Annotated in this window: 18 protein-coding genes; 12 read left to right on the top strand and 6 right to left on the bottom strand. The window is 71.5% G+C overall.

Going from position 1 to position 16499, the window contains the following annotated elements:
• Nucleotides 1-38: 38 nt before the first annotated feature.
• From ACIBQ1_RS14530 to ACIBQ1_RS14515, 4 genes are all read left to right on the top strand, one after another.
• On the top strand, nt 39-242 hold the full coding sequence (locus tag ACIBQ1_RS14530) for a hypothetical protein (RefSeq protein WP_397277533.1): 204 nt from the start codon (nt 39-41) through the stop codon (nt 240-242).
• A gap of 9 nt (nt 243-251) precedes the next feature.
• Entirely contained in the window at nt 252-707 is a 456-nt protein-coding gene (locus tag ACIBQ1_RS14525; protein WP_397277531.1) for a Clp protease N-terminal domain-containing protein, read from the top strand.
• A gap of 73 nt (nt 708-780) precedes the next feature.
• Entirely contained in the window at nt 781-1545 is a 765-nt protein-coding gene (locus ACIBQ1_RS14520; RefSeq protein WP_397277529.1) for a class I SAM-dependent methyltransferase, read from the top strand.
• Nucleotides 1529-1906 (top strand): VOC family protein, encoded by a 378-nt coding sequence (locus ACIBQ1_RS14515; RefSeq protein WP_397277527.1) that lies wholly within the window; start codon nt 1529-1531, stop codon nt 1904-1906. The genes ACIBQ1_RS14520 and ACIBQ1_RS14515 overlap by 17 nt, the downstream gene beginning before the upstream one ends.
• Here ACIBQ1_RS14515 and ACIBQ1_RS14510 read toward each other — a convergent pair.
• Complete coding sequence (locus ACIBQ1_RS14510) at nt 1900-3348, bottom strand: flavin-containing monooxygenase (protein WP_397277525.1); 1449 nt, start codon at nt 3346-3348, stop codon at nt 1900-1902. The genes ACIBQ1_RS14515 and ACIBQ1_RS14510 overlap by 7 nt on opposite strands.
• 391 nt (nt 3349-3739) lie before the next feature.
• Nucleotides 3740-3919: a hypothetical protein gene (locus tag ACIBQ1_RS14505; RefSeq protein ID WP_355371352.1), complete on the bottom strand. Its 180-nt coding sequence runs from the start codon at nt 3917-3919 to the stop codon at nt 3740-3742.
• 160 nt (nt 3920-4079) lie between these two features.
• On the opposite strand from ACIBQ1_RS14505, the gene ACIBQ1_RS14500 reads away from it, so the two are divergent.
• Nucleotides 4080-4862: an SURF1 family protein gene (locus tag ACIBQ1_RS14500; protein ID WP_397277524.1), complete on the top strand. Its 783-nt coding sequence runs from the start codon at nt 4080-4082 to the stop codon at nt 4860-4862.
• Between the two features lie 2 nt (nt 4863-4864).
• Nucleotides 4865-5179, top strand: a complete 315-nt coding sequence (locus ACIBQ1_RS14495) for a DUF3817 domain-containing protein (RefSeq protein ID WP_397277522.1) — start codon at nt 4865-4867, stop codon at nt 5177-5179.
• Nucleotides 5180-5221: 42 nt separating this feature from the next.
• On the opposite strand, the gene ACIBQ1_RS14490 is transcribed toward ACIBQ1_RS14495, so the two are convergent.
• The 3 genes from ACIBQ1_RS14490 to ACIBQ1_RS14480 all read right to left on the bottom strand — a co-directional run bounded on the left by ACIBQ1_RS14490 (nt 5222) and on the right by ACIBQ1_RS14480 (nt 7483).
• Nucleotides 5222-5416, bottom strand: a complete 195-nt coding sequence (locus ACIBQ1_RS14490; RefSeq protein ID WP_397277521.1) for a hypothetical protein — start codon at nt 5414-5416, stop codon at nt 5222-5224.
• 114 nt (nt 5417-5530) lie between these two features.
• Nucleotides 5531-6601, bottom strand: a complete 1071-nt coding sequence (locus tag ACIBQ1_RS14485) for a protein kinase (RefSeq protein WP_397277519.1) — start codon at nt 6599-6601, stop codon at nt 5531-5533.
• A gap of 27 nt (nt 6602-6628) precedes the next feature.
• Nucleotides 6629-7483, bottom strand: coding sequence for an arylamine N-acetyltransferase (locus tag ACIBQ1_RS14480; protein WP_397277517.1), 855 nt, complete (start codon nt 7481-7483; stop codon nt 6629-6631).
• Nucleotides 7484-7555: 72 nt separating this feature from the next.
• Here ACIBQ1_RS14480 and ACIBQ1_RS14475 point away from each other — a divergent pair, with 72 nt between their 5' ends.
• From ACIBQ1_RS14475 to ACIBQ1_RS14450, 6 genes are read left to right on the top strand one after another with little or no spacing between them, the layout of a single operon-like run.
• The gene (locus ACIBQ1_RS14475; RefSeq protein ID WP_397277515.1) at nt 7556-8239 is read left to right on the top strand and encodes a response regulator transcription factor; all 684 of its coding nucleotides are present in this window, start codon (nt 7556-7558) and stop codon (nt 8237-8239) included.
• Entirely contained in the window at nt 8236-11703 is a 3468-nt protein-coding gene (locus ACIBQ1_RS14470) for a DUF4153 domain-containing protein (RefSeq protein ID WP_397277513.1), read from the top strand. The genes ACIBQ1_RS14475 and ACIBQ1_RS14470 overlap by 4 nt, the downstream gene beginning before the upstream one ends.
• Before the next feature lie 8 nt (nt 11704-11711).
• A complete protein-coding gene (locus ACIBQ1_RS14465; RefSeq protein WP_397277511.1) occupies nt 11712-13241 on the top strand; it encodes an amidohydrolase family protein in 1530 nt (509 codons plus the stop codon).
• Nucleotides 13242-13298: 57 nt separating this feature from the next.
• Nucleotides 13299-14366 carry an alanine racemase gene (locus ACIBQ1_RS14460; protein WP_397277509.1) on the top strand — a complete coding sequence of 356 codons (1068 nt, stop codon included), beginning with the start codon at nt 13299-13301 and terminating at the stop codon, nt 14364-14366.
• A 9-nt stretch (nt 14367-14375) separates the two neighbouring features.
• Nucleotides 14376-14756, top strand: a complete 381-nt coding sequence (locus ACIBQ1_RS14455) for a RidA family protein (protein ID WP_397277507.1) — start codon at nt 14376-14378, stop codon at nt 14754-14756.
• Between the two features lie 9 nt (nt 14757-14765).
• Complete coding sequence (locus ACIBQ1_RS14450; protein ID WP_397277505.1) at nt 14766-15962, top strand: hypothetical protein; 1197 nt, start codon at nt 14766-14768, stop codon at nt 15960-15962.
• Here ACIBQ1_RS14450 and ACIBQ1_RS14445 read toward each other — a convergent pair.
• On the bottom strand, nt 15948-16496 hold the full coding sequence (locus tag ACIBQ1_RS14445; protein WP_397277503.1) for a TetR/AcrR family transcriptional regulator: 549 nt from the start codon (nt 16494-16496) through the stop codon (nt 15948-15950). The two genes, ACIBQ1_RS14450 and ACIBQ1_RS14445, sit on opposite strands and share 15 nt — an antisense overlap.
• Nucleotides 16497-16499 lie beyond the last annotated feature (3 nt).

Genomic DNA, 16499 nt, shown 5'->3' with positions numbered 1-16499 from the left:
GATTGACAAATCCACGGTTGTCAATCTAGCCTGACAGGGTGGACGTAACAGAGCTCTCCGAACGGATCAGGTCGAACGATCCGGCCCTGGGCCTGCGGGCGGTGGGCGCGCTGCACCGGCTGGCCGAGCAGGTCGAGGCGGTGTCGGTGGCGGCGGCCAGGGAGCAGGGCTGGACCTGGGAGCAGATCGGCGACGCGCTCGGCATGTCACGGCAGTCGGTGCACGCCAAATACGGAAAGTGAGGGTTCGCGATGTTCGGCTTTGAGAAGAGCCGGTTCGGTGTGATCGTCAAAGCCGCGTTCGAGGAGGCCAGGCAGCGGGGCGACCGGCGGCTGGGCACCGAGCACCTGCTGCTCGGCGTCCTGCGCGACGCGGAGCTCGCCCGCGCCGTCGGCGTGGACGTGGCGGGCGCGCGGGCCGCGCTCGACGAGCTCGACCGGGCGGCGCTGCGCATGCTCGGCCTGGAGGTCGGGGACATGCCGCGGTCGCCGCGCAAGCACCCGCAGGTGCCCAGCACCGCGCTCACGTCGAGCGCCCGCGCCACCATCAACCAGGCCATCAAGGCCACGACGATGAAGACCAGGGCGGCCGAGGCGCCCCGGCAGCTGGTGCTCGCCCTGCTGGCGCAGGGGCGGCCCGACCCGGTCGCGGGGCTGATCGACCACCTCGGCATCGACCGCGCGGCGGTACGCGGACGCTGCGCGTAGCGTGGCCCGGCGTTGCACGTCGCATGGCGAAATTTGGTTGAACGTCCGGCGGGGCCGCTGACAAGGTCGAAAGATGAGCCGCACATACGACGACCTCGTCCAGGAGGCCGCCGCGGCCTCCGTGGACGGCTGGGACTTCTCCTGGCTCGACGAGCGGGCCCGCGAGGAACGGCCCTCCTGGGGGTACGCCAGGCTGCTCGGCGAGCGGATGGCCGGGGCCGGGGCCGCGCTCGACCTCCAGACCGGCGGCGGCGAGATCCTGGCCGGCGTGCCCAGGCTGCCGGCGGTGACCGTGGCCACCGAGTCGTGGCCGCCCAACCTCAAGCTGGCCGCCTCGCGGCTGCGCCCGCGCGGGGCGTGGGTGGTGGCCGACGACGACGAGCCGCGCCTGCCGTTCCGGGACGGCGCCTTCGACCTGGTCACCAGCCGCCATCCGGTGACCACCTGGTGGGAGGAGATCGTCCGCGTGCTGCGCCCCGGCGGCGTCTACTTCTCGCAGCAGGTGGGGCCGTGGAGCGTCGCGGAGCTGACGCACTTCTTCCTGGGCCCCCACGACGGCTCGTCCCGCGACCCCGGCAAGGCCAGGGCGGCGGCGGAGTCGGCCGGGCTGGAGGTCGTGGACCTGCGGTCCGAGCGGCTGCGGATGGAGTTCGGCGACGTGGGGGCGGTGATCTACTTCCTGCGGAAGGTGATCTGGATCGTGCCGGGCTTCTCGGTGGAGCGGTACGCGGACCGGCTGCGCGAGCTGCACGACCGGATCGAGGCGGAGGGTCCGTTCGTGGCCCATTCCTCCAGATTCCTCATCGAGGCGAGGAAACCCGGTGGCCCGGCTGCGTGACGTGGTGGTCGACTGCCGCCACCCGGCGTCGCTGGCCAGGTTCTGGGCGGCGGTGCTCGACGGCTACGCCGTGGCGCCGTACGACGAGGCCGAGCTGACCCGGCTGCGCGGCGAGGGCGTCGAGGACCCCGAGGACGATCCCACGGTGCTGGTCGAGGGCGGGCCGCCGCGGCTGTGGTTCCAGCACGTGCCCGAGCGCAAGGTCGTCAAGAACCGGCTCCACCTCGACCTGCGCGCCGACGACCTCGACGCCGAGATCGGCCGGCTGATGGCGCTGGGTGCCACGGTGCTGACCACGTACGACGACTGGGTGACGCTGGCCGACCCCGAGGGCAACGAGTTCTGCCTGTTTTCTCAATAGATGAGCTCGTACGCGCCGGGGTTGACCTTCCTGGTGCGCGCCCAGTACTCGAAGCTGAAGCCCGGCCAGATTGTCCGGTTCACTCCGTTCTCGTCCAGATACCAGGAGTCGCAGCCGCCCGCGTTCCAGACGAGGGGGTCGATCCGCTCGCGCAGGCGGCGGGCGAAGGCCCGCTGCGCGCCCGGCTTGACGTCCACGGCCCTGGCCTGCGTCCGCGACAGCAGGCGGAGGCAGTCGATGACGTAGCGGACCTGCGACTCGATCATGAACACGACCGAGTTGTGCCCGAGGCCGGTGTTGGGGCCGAGCAGGAAGAACAGGTTCGGGAAGCCGGCCGTGGTGATGCCGTAGTAGCTCTCGATGCCGTCCTGCCAGGCGTCCTGGAGCTTGCGGCCGCCCCTGCCGACGATGTGCTGGTCCTGCAGCGCGTCCACGACCTTGAAGCCGGTGCCGTAGACGATCGCGTCGACCTCGTGCTCGGCGCCTGAGGAGTCCACGATCGAGCGCGGCCTGATCTCGGTGATCCCGTCCGTCACGAGTTCGACGTTGTCCCTGGTGAGGGCGGGATAGTAGTCGCTGGAGATGAGGATGCGCTTGCAGCCGATCAGGTAGTCGGGGGTGAGCCGGCGGCGCAGGTCCGGGTCGGGGACCTGGGCCTCGAGGTGCCTGAGGGCGAGCTTCTCGTGGGCCTTCATCAGGCGCGGGTCGACGGCGAAGCCGAGCGCCCGCGACTCCAGCAACCAGTAGATGGCGTTGCGCATGGTCCTGGCCAGGCCGGGCAGGCCCAGGACGCGGCGCGCGCCGGGGCCGATGGGGAAGTCCGGCTTGGGGTGGATCCATGGGGGAGTGCGCTGGAAGATCGTCAGCCGGCCGGCGCTGGGCGCGATCTGGGGGACGAACTGGATGGCGGAGGCGCCGGTGCCGACGACGGCCACGCGCTTGCCGGTCAGGTCGATCGAGTGGTCCCATTCGGCGGAGTGGAAGGCGGGGCCGGCGAAGTCCTCGCGCCCTGAAATTTCGGGAAATTTCGGTATATGTAGGGCGCCGATGGCCGAGACCACGGCGTTCACCCGCAACGTCGCGCCGTCGTCCGTGGTGACCGACCAGTCACGCCGGTCGTCGTCGTATTCGAGGGCGACGACGCGCTTGCCGTACCGGATGTGGTGGGTCACGCCGTACTTGTCGGCGCACGAGCGCATGTAGTCCCAGATCTCCTCCTGCGGGGAGAACATGCGGGACCAGCCCGGGTTCAGCTCGTACGAGTAGGAGTACATGTGCGAGGGCACGTCGCACGCGCACCCGGGATAAGTGTTGTCCCGCCAGGTGCCGCCCAGGTCCGCGGCCTTCTCCAGGATGACGAAGTCGTGATACCCCGCCTCTTTGAGCTTGATGGCCATGCCGATCCCGGCGAACCCGGACCCGATGATCGCTAACCCTGGCATGTGGCCTCCCGGGGCGGCGCTTATTGGACGCAATATCCAATGTAATGAGCTCTCCCCGTCGAGGTCCAGAGTGACCCCCATCACGCCTTTGCGTCTACTTAGCCCTTTATGCTCCGTCGGCTACCCCGGGCGGACGGAGGCCGAGGGCGGCGTCATTCATGCGCGTCACGGCCCCAGGCGGGCGCACGGTGTGACGGCAGCCGTCAGCGGTCCGAAGGCGGCGGCTCTCGGGGGTGAGCCGATCGGCGCGTGCTTCGGCCGAGGTTCTTGGGAGGGGGCGTCCGCCTCGTCGACCCGGGCGGAGGGGTCGCGGGCCCGCGCGTCGTTGGGCGGGCCGTGCGAACAGCGAGAACCCGCCACGGCCCCCGCGGCGGGTGGATCAGATCTGGGGCTACTTCAGCAGGAGGAAGGCGGCGACGCCGACGATCACGATCGCGACGACGACGACGACCGAGACGATCGGTACGACGGAGGACTTCTTGGGCGTGGCGGCGGCTTCCTGTTCGCGGCGCTGCGCGAAAGCCTTGAACTGCTGGGTGTTGCCCGCCGGGTCGATATGCTGGTCAGACATGGCCAGTAGCCTAGCGTGAGCGTCTGCGCCGTTTGCACTGTTTGCTGGTATCCGTAGGCGGGCGAACTTCCCCCTCGCCTGCGGTGGTCCGCTGAAACGCGGCCTACCGTACGCATGGGCTGATTAGGGGACCGTCGCACCCGGCGGATAGTTTTGAAACATGTTGAGGACCCTGCTCTCCCCCCGCGTCATGGGGCTGCACCTGCTCACGATCGGGGTCCTCGTCGCGTTCATCCTGCTGGGGCGCTGGCAGCTCGGAGTTTTCCAAGATTCGGGGAAGCCGCAAGCCTCCACCGACCCCGGGCCCGTCGCGGTCGGCACGCTCGCCCAGGTGGGCCCGCAGTTGAGCGGTGAGGCCGTGGGCCGCAAGGTCACGGCGGAAGGTGTCTACGAGGCCGGCCGCCAGCTCCTGGTCGCCGACCGGCGGGCCGACGTCGACGCCCCCGGCGGCAACGTCTCGCGTGACCGCGGCTACTGGGTGCTCACGCCGCTCCGGCTCGACGACGGCACGTTGATGCCGGTGGTGCGGGGCTGGGCGGCGAAGGCCGACGACCCGGCGGTCTCCGCGGTGCCGCAGGGCCGGGTCGCGGTGGCCGGGCGGCTGCGGCCGCAGCAGGGCACCGACAGCGTGCAGCGGCGCGCGGAGGGTCTGCCTGCCGGTCAGGTGCAGACGGTGTCCACGGGTGAATTGGTCAACCTGTGGACCGGTCAAAAGGTACGCACCGGCTTCGTGGTGGCGCAGCCGCCGTCCGGCTCGCTGGCGCAGGTCAAGGTCCAGCCGCCGGTGGTGGGTGGCACGCTGACCTGGCGTAACCTGGCATATGCCGCGAACTGGTGGATTTTCGCGGGATTCGCCGTGTTCATGTGGTTCCACTTCGTACGCGACGCCGTACGAAGCGATCGGGACCATGCCAAGTCCCCTGAGATGGCTCTGGAAGGTTAATCGTGGAATCGGCTCTGAAGCCCTTCCGGGTGCTCGCGTACGTGGTCGGCTGCATGCTGCTCGTGCTCTGCGTGGCCATGGTGGTGCGTTACGGCTTCGGTGACCCGACGTTGTCGAAGGTCATCGCGCCCATTCACGGCGGGCTCTACATGCTCTACCTGGTCGCGGTCATGAACCTGGGCATGAAGGCGCGCTGGACCTGGCCGTACATGCTCGGCGTCATGCTCGGGGGCACGGTGCCGTTCCTGTCGTTCTACATCGAGCGCCGGGTGACCCAGCGCGTCCAGACGGAGCAGGCGGCAGCGGCGCAGGCCTGAGCCCGCGGTGGAGGCCGTGTCCAGGCCTCCACCGCGTGGAGTTCAGTGGCCGATGCCGCGCCTGCGGGCCCTCTTGAGCCGTTCGCGCTGCGACGGGTCGAGCATCAGGTAACCGACCACGGGGGCGGCGATCACGCCGAGGATGACCAGCAGGGTGATCCACCCGGCCCCGAAGAAGATCAGCGAGAGCAGAACCGCGGCGCCTGCGCCAATGGCGTACTTCTGGATTGGCGACATACTCAACTTCCTCCGAGCTGCTTCCGAACACGGAGCGCGTGCCCCGCCTCTCCCTTATTCTGCGTCTCCTGTCCAACGAGTGGGCCCATTGCTTGGTTCCATTCGCGATGTATCTCAAATGGTGCGCGTCTGCCGTACCGACTCGAAATCGCGGCGCAGCTCATCCGGAGTGGGACGTTCCAATGGATTGCCGGACAAAAGACGGAACAGTACGTGAGCCAGCGTGCCCGCTCTGGTCAGCGGCGCGCCGGGCGAGGGCGGTACACCCTCGACGGCGGTGAAGAGCGTGGCGCCCAGTGACCACAGGTCGGCGGCCAGGGTGGGGGAGGCCTCCGGGGCCGTGTAGGCCGGGAGCGTTCCCGACCTCAGCAGCGGGATCAACCGGGCCCGGCCCCGGGCGTCGATGAGGACGTTGCCGGGCTGGATTCCGCCGTGGAACGCCTCCCCGGCCTGGAGCTGCTCGATCAGGGCGAGCCCCATCGCGGCCACCACGGGGATCGGCAGCGGCCCGAACAGCCCGATGATCACGTCGAGCGGGCGGCTCACGGCCAGGAGGTCCAGGGTCTCGCGGATCACCTCCATCGTCGGCGGCCCCGCCGGGTTGAGCATGGCTCTGATCAGCGTCCTGAGCGGGTCCGCGCCCGCCGCGGGCGCCTGGCCGGGCGGGCGGCCCTCCACCGCGAAGTGCAGCATGGCGGCCAGGGACCACAGGTCGGCGGAGGGCAGCATGCTGAGGCTGGGGAAGCCGAAGCCGGTGAGCACCGCCCGGCCCGTCGGAGTGAGCAGGACGTTGCCGGGCTCCACCCGCCCGTGCACGATCCCCGCCTCGTGCGCCACCGTCAGGGCCGACAGGATGCAGACGCCGACCCTGGCCGCCTGCGCGGCCGGCAGCGGGCGGCGGGCGCGGATGGTCTGCTCCAGCGACGCCCCCGACACGAACTCCATGACCAGCCACGGCGTGTCGTCCTCGATCACCACGTCGAGCACCCGCACGATCGAGGCGTGCCGGAGCTCGGATGCCCTGCGGGCCTCCTGCAGCGCGGCATCGCGCAGCTCGGCCGGAACCCGCAGCTCCCTGACCGTGACGTCACGGTGCTCCGACTCGTCGAAGGCCAGCCGGACAGAGCCCGCGGCCAGGGGGTTCAGCAGCCGGTAGCGGCCGGCCAGCTTCCGCGTCTCACCCATGTCGAGGTGCACGATAGCGCAAGGCTGTCACGACGCGTCACTGGCCAGCCAGACCTCGTGCGCGTCGTACAGTCTGCGCCACAGCTTCTCCTTCTCCGGGCCGCTCACGTCGGTGAGCGGGAGCAGGAAGATGTCCGCCAGCGCCGCGTAGTAGTCGCGGGAATTGTCCAGGGTGACCGAGAGCGTCCGGCCGCCGACGCGCTTCAGCATGAGCCCGCGCAGGCTGTCCACGCCGTACGCGTCCCGCCGCTGAACGGTCGCGATGCGCACGAACCCGGACGTCGGCGAGGTCGTCAAATGCCGGTGCATATCAACGAAGGCCGACATGCCGGTCGGGGCCGGGTCGTAGTCCATGCCCTCGAACGACCCACTGGGATCGTGTTCGAACCGCCAGCCGCCCGGCGCGACCTCCGACGGGCGCAGGGCGTACGCGAACGGCCCCTGCTCATACGTGCCCTCGACCAGCGGCAGCGGCTCGTGGAACCCATCCCCGAGCCCCAGGTCGACCAGCCACTCACCGCCCGGATTGCCCTCCGACGGCAGGCCGCGCACGGTGAGCACCAGATGGTCGGCGGTGATGCCGGGCTCCTTGCCACGGCCCTGGACACCGCCGACGTGCCTGGTCACGTCGTACCCCAGCGACCTGATCAGCTCGGAGAACGCGCCGTTGAGGTGGTAGCAGTAGCCGCCGCGCCCGCCGATGATGCGCTCGGCGGACTCGACGGGATCCACGGTGGTGGGGCGGTCGAGCCAGATCTCCAGCGCTTCGTAGGGCACCTTCTCCAGATGCGCGATGTGGAGCGCCCGCAGATTTTCTGCGCTGGTGGGGGCGTTGAGGAGACTGGGCAGGCCGATGCGGCGGAGGTATCCGGCGGTGTTCACCAGCCAAGTCTGCACTGTATGTGCACAAATTTAGGAGTGTCGTCTGCACAGGCCGCTTCTAGGCTTTCGTACGTGGCAGAGCAGCGACGCATCCTCGTGGTCGAGGACGATCAGACGATCGCGCTGGCCGTACGGAACAGGCTGGCCGCCGAGGGCTTCGACGTCAGGGTGGCCGGCGACGGGCAGGACGCCCTGATCCAGTACGGCAGGGCGGAGCCGGACCTGGTGATCCTCGACCGGCTGCTGCCGGGGATCGACGGGCTGGAGGTGTGCCGCCGGATGCAGGCGGCCAGACCGGTGCCCGTGCTCATGCTGACCGCGCTCGGCGAGGAGACCGACGTGCTGGTCGGGCTCGGCGTCGGGGCGGACGACTACCTGGCCAAGCCCTTCAGCATGCGCGAACTCGTGGCCAGGATCCACGCGCTGCTGCGCAGGGTCGAGCGGGCGGCCCAGCTCGCGGCCGAGGACACGGTGATCAGGGTCGGCGAGGTGGAGATCGACACCGCGGCCCGCCGGGTGTTCGTCGGGGGCGTGGAGGCGCAGCTCACCAGGACGGAGTTCGACCTGCTGCGCCGGTTGGCGGAGCGGCCCGGGCAGGTGTTCGAGCGGGACCGGCTGCTGTCGGACGTGTGGGGCTTCTCGGAGGCGGCGGCGACCAGGACCGTCGACAGCCACGTGCGGGCGCTGCGCCGCAAGCTGGGCTCCGACGTGGTGCGCACGGTGCACGGCGTCGGCTACGCCCTGGTGCGACGATGAGACCGCTCGACTTTCTCGGCCGCATCAAGGTCAAGCTCGGCATCGTGATCGTGCTGGCCGTGGGGACCGCGTTCGTGGTGAACGAGGTCGGCATCAACTCCGGCCTCTCCCGCGAGCTGCGCATCGCGGTCGCCGTGATCCTGGCGTTGATCATGGTGCAGCTCCTCGCCATGGGGATGACCAAGCCGCTGCGCCAGATGGCCAGCGCGGCCCAGACGATCGCCAAGGGCCTGTACGGGCTGCGCGTGACGGCCACCTCCCGCGACGAGGTCGGGGAGCTGGCCAGGGCGTTCAACGCGATGGCGGCCGACCTCGGCGAGGTGGACCGGCAGCGGCGCGAGCTCATCGCGAACGTCAGCCACGAGCTCCGCACCCCCATCACCGGCCTGCGCGCGGTCCTGGAGAACGTCGTGGACGGCGTCTCCGCCCCCGACCCCGTCACCATGCGTACCGCGCTCGCCCAGACCGAGCGCCTCGGCCGCCTCGTGGCCCAGCTCCTGGACCTGTCGCGGCTGGACTCGGGAGCGCGCCTGATCGAGCCCGAGGCCATCGCGCTGGCGCCGCTGGTCGAGCAGGCGGTCCGCGAGGGGGCGCTGGCCCGGGAGGACGTCGAGATCCGGGCGTCGGTCCCCGCCGGCCTGGCGGTGCGCGCCGACCCCGACCTGCTCGCGCAGGTCCTGGCGAACCTCCTGGACAACGCGGTACGGCACAGCCCTTCCTGCGGGGTGGTGACCGTGATCGTCGCGGCGGAGGGGGCCGGGGTCCGGATCTCCGTCGCCGACCAGGGGCCGGGGATCCCGGTCTCGGCCAGGGCGCGCGTGTTCGAGCGCTTCTCCCGGCTCGACGCCGGGCGGGCGGCCGACTCCGGGGGCGCCGGGCTGGGGCTGGCCATCGTGAAGGAGATCGTCGAGCTGCACGGGGGTTCCATTCGCATCGACGACTGCGCGGGGTGCCGCATGGTCGTCGATTTACCAGGGAGGACGACGATGGCGGATGTGCCGCTGGAGGGCGGCGAGCGGGGCTCGGGGACCGAGCACCTGCCCGAGGCTCCGCGTTCCGCGCTGGACATGGCCGCTTCGGTGACGGCGGGTCGCGAGGCCCGCGATCGGGCCGCCGAGGGGGATCTGGTGGCTGCCGCCGCGACCGGGGGAGAGGCCCAGGTGCCGGACGGCGATGCCGCCGCCGGGCTTGCGGCCGCGGTGGCACGCGTCGCGTCCGACGGAGAGGCCGCCGGCCTCGTCGGAGTCGTGGCGGCTCCGCACGAGGGCGCCGAGCCGGCCGCGGTCGGCGTCGCGGTGGAGGGCAGCGCGGCGTCAGCTGACGAGGCCCTGGACACCGCTGCCGGGCTCGCGAAGCTCGCGGCCCTGGCCACGGCCGGCACGCCCGGCCTCGACGCCGCCGAAGGCGAGAAGGCGGCGAGCACGGACACCGGTGTCGCGGCGGGCGCGGGCGGCATCACGGCTGTGGCGGGAATGGGCGCGCCCGTGCCCGCCGGCGCGCTCGCGGTGGGAGCGGGCGCGTCCGGCGGGGGTGTCGCCATGGGGCCCGGTGGGGCTGGTGGTGGCGTCGTTCCGGGAGGGTACGTCCTCGGGCGGCCGGGTGGGGGGAACCCCGTCCCTGGGCCCGCCGGGAGCGGTGCCGGGGTGCCGCCGGCTCTGTCGGTGGGCAGCCCCTTCGCCAGGATGATCGGTGGCGCGATCGTCGGTGTGCTGGTCGGCTTCCTGCTGGGCCTGTTCGCCGCCGTGCTCGTCAGCCTGGCCGTCAGCGACACGATGGCCCTCGCCACGCTCGTCATGTGCACCGCGCTCATGGGTGCGGTCGGCGCGGGGATGGGGGCCGGGTCCGGGCGCAGGGCCGCCGCGGCGGCCTACCAGTCGGCGCAGGTCGCGGCCCACGCGGCGGGCGGTCCGGCGGCGGGCCAGACGGGTGTCCCGAACGGGGGGATGCCGCAGGGGCCGGCGCCGTACCGGAGCGCGGGAGGGCCGCCGCCCTACGTGCCGCCGCCCCTCTTCCCCAGGCCCGAATTGCCCGACTCCCCCCGCTGGCTGCTGCCCGCGGCCGCGGGGGCCGGGGTGTTCGCGGCGGTGGCGCTGCCCGAGGCGCAGGTCGGGCTGGGGATCGTGCTGGTCGCCGTGGTTCTGGGCGCGGCGGCGCTGCCGGCCGTGCTGCGGCGGATGACGCCGTGGACGGTGGCGTTCGGGCTGACGGCGTACTTCCTGATCTCGATGGCGGCGGTGCGCGACGCCGACTGGCTGGTCGCGATCCTGCTCGTGGCGGGGGCCGGACTAGGGGCGCTGGCCGTGTCGGGGGCCGGGGCCGGGTGGCTCGGCGTGATCAGAGGCGGCATGTCCGTGATGCTCACGCTCGGGCCGGTGCCGTGGTTCCTGGCGCAGCCGCTGAAGAAGCTGTCCTCCAGGCGCCGGGTCATGCCGATGCTGGCCGCGCTGGGCATCACGGCGGTGCTGCTCCTGGTGTTCGGGCTGCTGTTCGCCTCGGCGGACGCCGTGTTCGCCTCCTTCCTGGAGCGGCTGACGACCGCGCCGGACTGGGCGGAGTCGGCGCCGCAGCGGATCTTCCTGTTCGGGCTGTTCGCCGTGCTGCTGGCCGCCGTGGTGCTGGTCGCGCTCAGGCCGGTGGTCGACCCGGTGGGGCCGGAGGCGAAGTTCAGCGTGAGCAGGAGCATCTGGATGGTGCCGCTCACGGCGGTGAACCTGCTGTTCGCCTCGTTCGTGGCGGTGCAGATCACGGCGCTGTTCGGCGGCAACACCTGGGTGCTGAAGACGGCCGGGTTGACCTACGCCGAGTACGCCAGGCAGGGGTTCTTCCAGCTCGTGGTGGTCAGCCTCTTCGTGCTGGGCATCGTGGCGGTCGCCAGCGGGCTGCTGAAGGTCGAGCGGCGCGAACGCTGGCTGCTGGCTGTGCTGCTCGGCGTGCTGTGCGGGCTGACCATGGTCGTGCTGGCCTCCGCCCTGCACCGCATGAACCTCTACACCGAGGCGTACGGCCTGTCCAGGCTGCGCCTGTCCGTGCAGGCCACGGTGTGGTGGCTGGGCACGCTGTTCGCGCTGGTGCTGCTGGCCGGGGCGGCCCGGCTCCTGGGCCGCGGCTCCGGCTGGCTGCCGCGTACGGTCGTGCTGGTCACCGGGCTGGGCCTGGGCGCGTTCGCCATCGTGAACCCCGACCTCCAGGTCGCCCAGACGCAGGTCGAGGTGCGCGGCGTGGCCAAGCTGGACTCCGACTACCTGGGCGACCTCGGCGCGGAGGCCGTACCGGCCCTGGACAAGCTGCCGGAGCCGCAGCGCAGCTGCGTGCTGGCCGACGTGGTCGCGGCCAACGGCCTGTCCCGCCCCGACCCCTGGAACGGCTGGAACCTCGACCGGGCCAGGGCTCGCGCGGTGCTGGCCGCGCGACCCGTCGACAAGTCCGTGCAATGCCCTCCGGCATATTCGCGCGGCTCTGATTGAATCTTGGGGTGAGGTTCGACGTAGTCATCAACGGCGGCCGGGTGCTCGACGGGACGGGCGCCCCGCCGTACCGGGCGGACGTTGCGGTCGTGGGCGGCAGGATCGCGGCGATCGGGAGGCTGGGCGGCGCCGAGGCGGAGACTGTGATCGACGCGACGGGGCGGTTCATCGCGCCCGGCTTCGTCGACTGTCACGCCCACGGCGACGCGGCCGTGTTCGACCCGGTGGTTCAGCGGGCGGCGCTCCGGCAGGGGGTGACCACGTTCGTGCTGGGGCAGGACGGCCTGTCCTTCGCTCCCGGCTCGGCGGCCACCGTCGCCTACGCCTCCCGCTACTTCGCCGCCGTCAACGGCCCGCTCGCCCTCGACGGGCCGCTGACCGTCGGCGAGCTGCTGGGCGGCTACGACCGCGCCGTGGCGCTGAACACCGCCTACCTTCTCCCGCACGGCACCATCCGTTACGACGTCATGGGGCCCTCGCCCGATCAGGCCTCCCCCGACGACCTGACGGCCATGCTGCGGCACGTCGAGAAGGGCCTGGAGGACGGGGCGGTGGGCCTGTCGACCGGCCTCGAATACCTCCCCGGCCGCTATGCCGACGCCGAGGAGCTGGCCGCCCTGTGCGCCCCGCTCGGCGGCCTGCCGTACGTCACCCACATGCGCGCGTACGGCCAGCGGGCGGGCGTGGGCATGACCGAGGTCATGGACATCGCCGAGCGCTCCGGCGCCGCCGTGCACGTCTCCCACCTGCACGGGCCGGCGGACGTGCTGCTCCCGCTGGTCGAGGAGGCGCTCGGCAAGGGCGTGGACCTCACCTTCGACACCTACCCCTACCTGCGCGGCAACACGATCCTGGCCATGGTCGTGCTGCCCGACTCCGTGCCGGGCGCCGAGACCGACCGGGCGCTGGAGATGATCGCGTCGGACGAGCTGGACGCCTGGTGGCCGACGCTCGACGCCGTCTGGCCGCGGCTGACCGTCTCGCACGCCCCGGGGATGGAGTGGGCCGAGGGCCTGACCATCGTGGCGGCGGCCGAGCGGGACGGGTCGCCGCCCGCCGAGTTCTGCCGCCGCCTCCTGACCGAGACGCGGCTGGAGGCGGGCGTCGTGTCCGCCCGCCCCGACGAGGGCCCGGAGGGGGAGGAGTCCGTACGCAGGATGTTGCGGCACCCCTCGCACACCGGCGGCTCCGACGGCATCTATGTGGGCGGCCATCCGCATCCGCGGGGTTTCGGGGCGTTCGCCAGGTTCCTCGGCCGGCACGTGCGGGAGCTGGCCGACTGGACCTGGGAGCAGGCCGTCGTGCACCTGGCCTCCCATCCGGCCAGGCGCTTCGGGCTGACGGACCGGGGGCTGGTGCGCAGCGGGTTCGCGGCCGACGTGGTGGTCTTCGACCCGGCGGTGGTGGGCGACCGGGCGACCTACGAGGATCCGCGCACGCTCGCGGCCGGGGTCGACGACGTGCTCGTGTCGGGCGTACGCGTGCTGGCCGGGGGAGAGCTCACCGGCGCCACCTCGGGGCGTGCGCTTCATCCGTGATCTGGGCAAAGGTCTGAGATGGCTGGGATAGGGTCAGACGCGGATGAAAGGGGTGTCGTGTTCGGGCAGCAGATCTTCGCAGGTGGGCTCGAACTCCCCCTCATGGTGGTGCACCAGGACGCGCTGGAGCACAACGTCGAGACGATGGCGGCCTTCGTCCGCGACCACGGGATGGAGCTGGCGCCGCACGCCAAGACGCACATGTCCGCTGAGATCGCCGCGCTTCAGCTCGAAGCGGGCGCCTGGGGGCTCACCGTCGCGACGCCGCGCCAGGCGCGGGTGGTCCGCGGGTTCGGGGTGGGCCGGATCATGGTGGCCAACCAGGTCGTGGACCCGGCGGGGCTCGACTGGGCCGCGGGCGAGCTGGAGCGGGATCCGGCGTTCGAGTTCCTGAGCTTCGTGGACTCCGAGGCCGGGGTGGACATTCTCGCTCGGCATGCCTCGTCCCGGCCGTTCCGGGTGCTGGTGGAGCTGGGGCACGAAGGCGGACGGGCCGGGTGCCGGTCCCTGGACCAGTTGCTGAGCCTGGTGTCGTACGTGCAGGGGGTCTCGAACGTCGAGCTGGCCGGGGTCGCCGGTTACGAGGGCGCGCTGAAGACCGCCGACGATGTCCGGAAATATCTGTACTCGCTGCAGGAGGCCGTCGAGTACGTCCGCCTCAAGAGCCCGATCCTGACCGTGGGCGGCAGCCAGTGGTTCGACGTGATCGGGCGCGAGCTCGTCGCCACCCAGGCCCGGATCCTGCTGCGCAGCGGCGCGTACGTCACCCACGACGACGGCTACTACCGCGAGCGCACCCCGTTCAACCGCATCGAGGGAGAGCTGCGCCCCGCGCTGGAGGTCTGGGCGCACGTGCTGTCCACGCCCGAGCCCGGCCTGGCGATCGTGGGCATGGGCAAGCGGGACGCGCCCTACGACGAGGGGCTGCCCATCCCGCGGCGCGACGGCGTCACGATCGTGAAGATGCAGGACCAGCACACCGTCGTGCGCGCGGACGGGCTCAAGCCCGGTGACCTGCTGGCCTTCGGCATCTCCCACCCCTGCACCGCGTTCGACAAGTGGCGCGTGCTGCCCCTGGTGGACCGGGACTACCGTGTCGTTGGCCAGATAACCACCAATTTCTAGGGAGACACGGTGAAAAAGGAGCTGAAGACCACCGAAGGCGCGGCCCCGGTCGGCGCCTACTCGCAGGGACTCGTGGTGGGGGACTTCGTCTACACCTCCGGCATGGGCCCGCTCGACCCGCACACCGCCGAGATCGTCGGCGACGACGTCGCCACGCAGACGCACCAGGTCATGCGCAACCTCGGCGCCATCCTGGCCGCGCACGGCCTCGGCTTCGACGACGTGGTCAAGGCCACGGTCCACCTTCAGCACCTCAAGCGCGACTTCGCGGCCTACAACGAGGTCTACAAGTCGTATTTCAGCCAGCCGTACCCCGTGCGCACCACCGTGGGATCCGAGCTGATGAACATCCTGGTGGAGATCGACTTCGTCGCTCACAAGAGCGCTTAAGGTCTGGTTGTGGACAGTTCGGTGTACGTCTTCGTCGAGGACCTGCGCGGCGAGGGCGTCGAGCGGGTGCTCGACAGGATCAGCGCGTACGGCGTGAGCGGCATCACCGTCGGTGCCGTGCACCACGCCTCCCGCGACGTCACCCCGCACGGACTGTCCCGCCTGACCATCCGCCACGACGGGGCGCACTTCACCCCGCCGTCCGATCTGTTCGCCGGGCTCCGCCTTTCTCCGGTGCCCGGCTATCTGAACGGCCTCGACGGGCTTCGCGAGGCTTGTGCGAAACGGTCCATGAAGCTCCACGGATGGACGGTCTTCCTGCGCAACGCCACGCTCGGCACGAAGCATCCGGACGTGACCGTACGCGACTGCTTCGGCGACCGCGGCTCGCTCACCGACCTGTGCCCCGCCCACCCCGACGTGCGCGAATACGCGGTCGCGCTGGCCAGGGCGGTGGCCAGGCTCGGGGTCGACAGCGTCGTGGCGGAGTCGCTGCACTTCAGGCCGCTCAAGCCGCAGCGCTCGTTCGTGCCGCTGGGGCCGATGGACGCGTACCTGTTCGGGCTCTGCTTCTGCGACTACTGCATGCGCCGCGCCACCGACCTGGGCGTGAACGCCGAGGTGGCGCGCGACGAGTGCGCCAGGATCGTGGGCGGCGTGTTCGACGGCGACCCGCCCGCGCAGGGGGAGGTGACCCGGGCGGCGCTCACCGCGTACGCGGGGCCCGACGTCGTGGCCTACGCGCGGGCCCGGTCCGAGACCGTCACCACGCTGGTGTCCGAGGTGGCCTCGGCGGTGGCCGACGAGGGCTCCAAGCTGGTGTTCATCGACTCGACCGGCGCGGTCAAGGGCTACACGGACGGGCTGCCCACGCCCGGGCTCGCGGCGCACGACGCCTGGCAGCTCGGGGTCGACCTGGTGGCGCTGGGGGACCTCGTCCCGGCCTTCGGGGTGCTGGCGTACGCGCGGGACGCGGCTCGGGTGGCCGACGACGTGGGCGCCTACCTGCGGTCCGTGGGCAAGGACCGGGAGGTGCGGGCGGTGCTGCGGCCCGGATTCCCGGACAGCGACTCGGTGGACCGGCTGGTGGCCAAGGCCCGGGGGGCGAAGGCGGCGGGTGCCCTCGCCGTGGACTTCTACGCGTACGGGCTGGTGCCCCACCCGGTCCTGGACCGCATCCCGGCCGCCCTGTCAGAAGCGCTGTAGCCCGTCGAGGACGGCCGAGACCGCCGCGGCCGGGAAGTCGTCGGTGACGCGCAGGCCCCGGAAGACGGCGCGCATCCATACGGCCCCGGCGAGCAGGTCGACGATCAGCATCGGGTCCGCCGGCTCCTTCAGCTCGCCCCGCCGCACCGCGCGCTCGAAGACCTCCCGCTCCCGCGCGAACCGGTCGGCGAAGAAGCGGCGGGTGTCCAGCTCGGGGTGGCGGACGGCGGCGGCCAGCGCGGCGACGGCGATGTCGCTGGCCGGCGGCTCGGTGAGCAGCCGCCTCACCCCCTCGACCAGCGCGGTCAGGTCACCGCGCAGGCTTCCCGTGTCCGGCGCCTCGAAGCCCAGCACGTCCGCCTCCACCAGCGCCGCCCCCAGCAGCGCGGCCTTGGACGGCCACCAGCGGTAGATCGTCGTCTTGTTGACGCCCGAGTGCTCGGCGACCCCTTCGACGGTCAGCCCGTCGTAGCCCTTCTCCGCCACCAGCCGCAACGTCGCATCGAAGATCTCCTGCTGTTTCCTCGGGGCCATGTG

The sequence above is a fragment of the Nonomuraea sp. NPDC050153 genome, from assembly GCF_044460125.1.
Lineage (GTDB): Bacteria > Actinomycetota > Actinomycetes > Streptosporangiales > Streptosporangiaceae > Nonomuraea.
Note: the sequence above shows the minus strand (reverse complement) of the source record. Positions and strands in the feature narration are given on the sequence as shown.

Excerpts from the sequence above, each read along its gene's own strand:
- ACIBQ1_RS14525 (WP_397277531.1), top strand. The coding sequence starts at position 252 with ATGTTCGGCTTTGAGAAGAGCCGGTTCGGTGTGATCGTCAAAGCCGCG.
- ACIBQ1_RS14520 (WP_397277529.1), top strand. The coding sequence starts at position 781 with ATGAGCCGCACATACGACGACCTCGTCCAGGAGGCCGCCGCGGCCTCC.
- ACIBQ1_RS14510 (WP_397277525.1), bottom strand. The coding sequence starts at position 3,348 with ATGCCAGGGTTAGCGATCATCGGGTCCGGGTTCGCCGGGATCGGCATG.
- ACIBQ1_RS14505 (WP_355371352.1), bottom strand. The coding sequence starts at position 3,919 with ATGTCTGACCAGCATATCGACCCGGCGGGCAACACCCAGCAGTTCAAG.
- ACIBQ1_RS14500 (WP_397277524.1), top strand. The coding sequence starts at position 4,080 with ATGTTGAGGACCCTGCTCTCCCCCCGCGTCATGGGGCTGCACCTGCTC.
- ACIBQ1_RS14490 (WP_397277521.1), bottom strand. The coding sequence starts at position 5,416 with ATGTCGCCAATCCAGAAGTACGCCATTGGCGCAGGCGCCGCGGTTCTG.
- ACIBQ1_RS14485 (WP_397277519.1), bottom strand. The coding sequence starts at position 6,601 with ATGGGTGAGACGCGGAAGCTGGCCGGCCGCTACCGGCTGCTGAACCCC.
- ACIBQ1_RS14470 (WP_397277513.1), top strand. The coding sequence starts at position 8,236 with ATGAGACCGCTCGACTTTCTCGGCCGCATCAAGGTCAAGCTCGGCATC.
- ACIBQ1_RS14445 (WP_397277503.1), bottom strand. The coding sequence starts at position 16,496 with ATGGCCCCGAGGAAACAGCAGGAGATCTTCGATGCGACGTTGCGGCTG.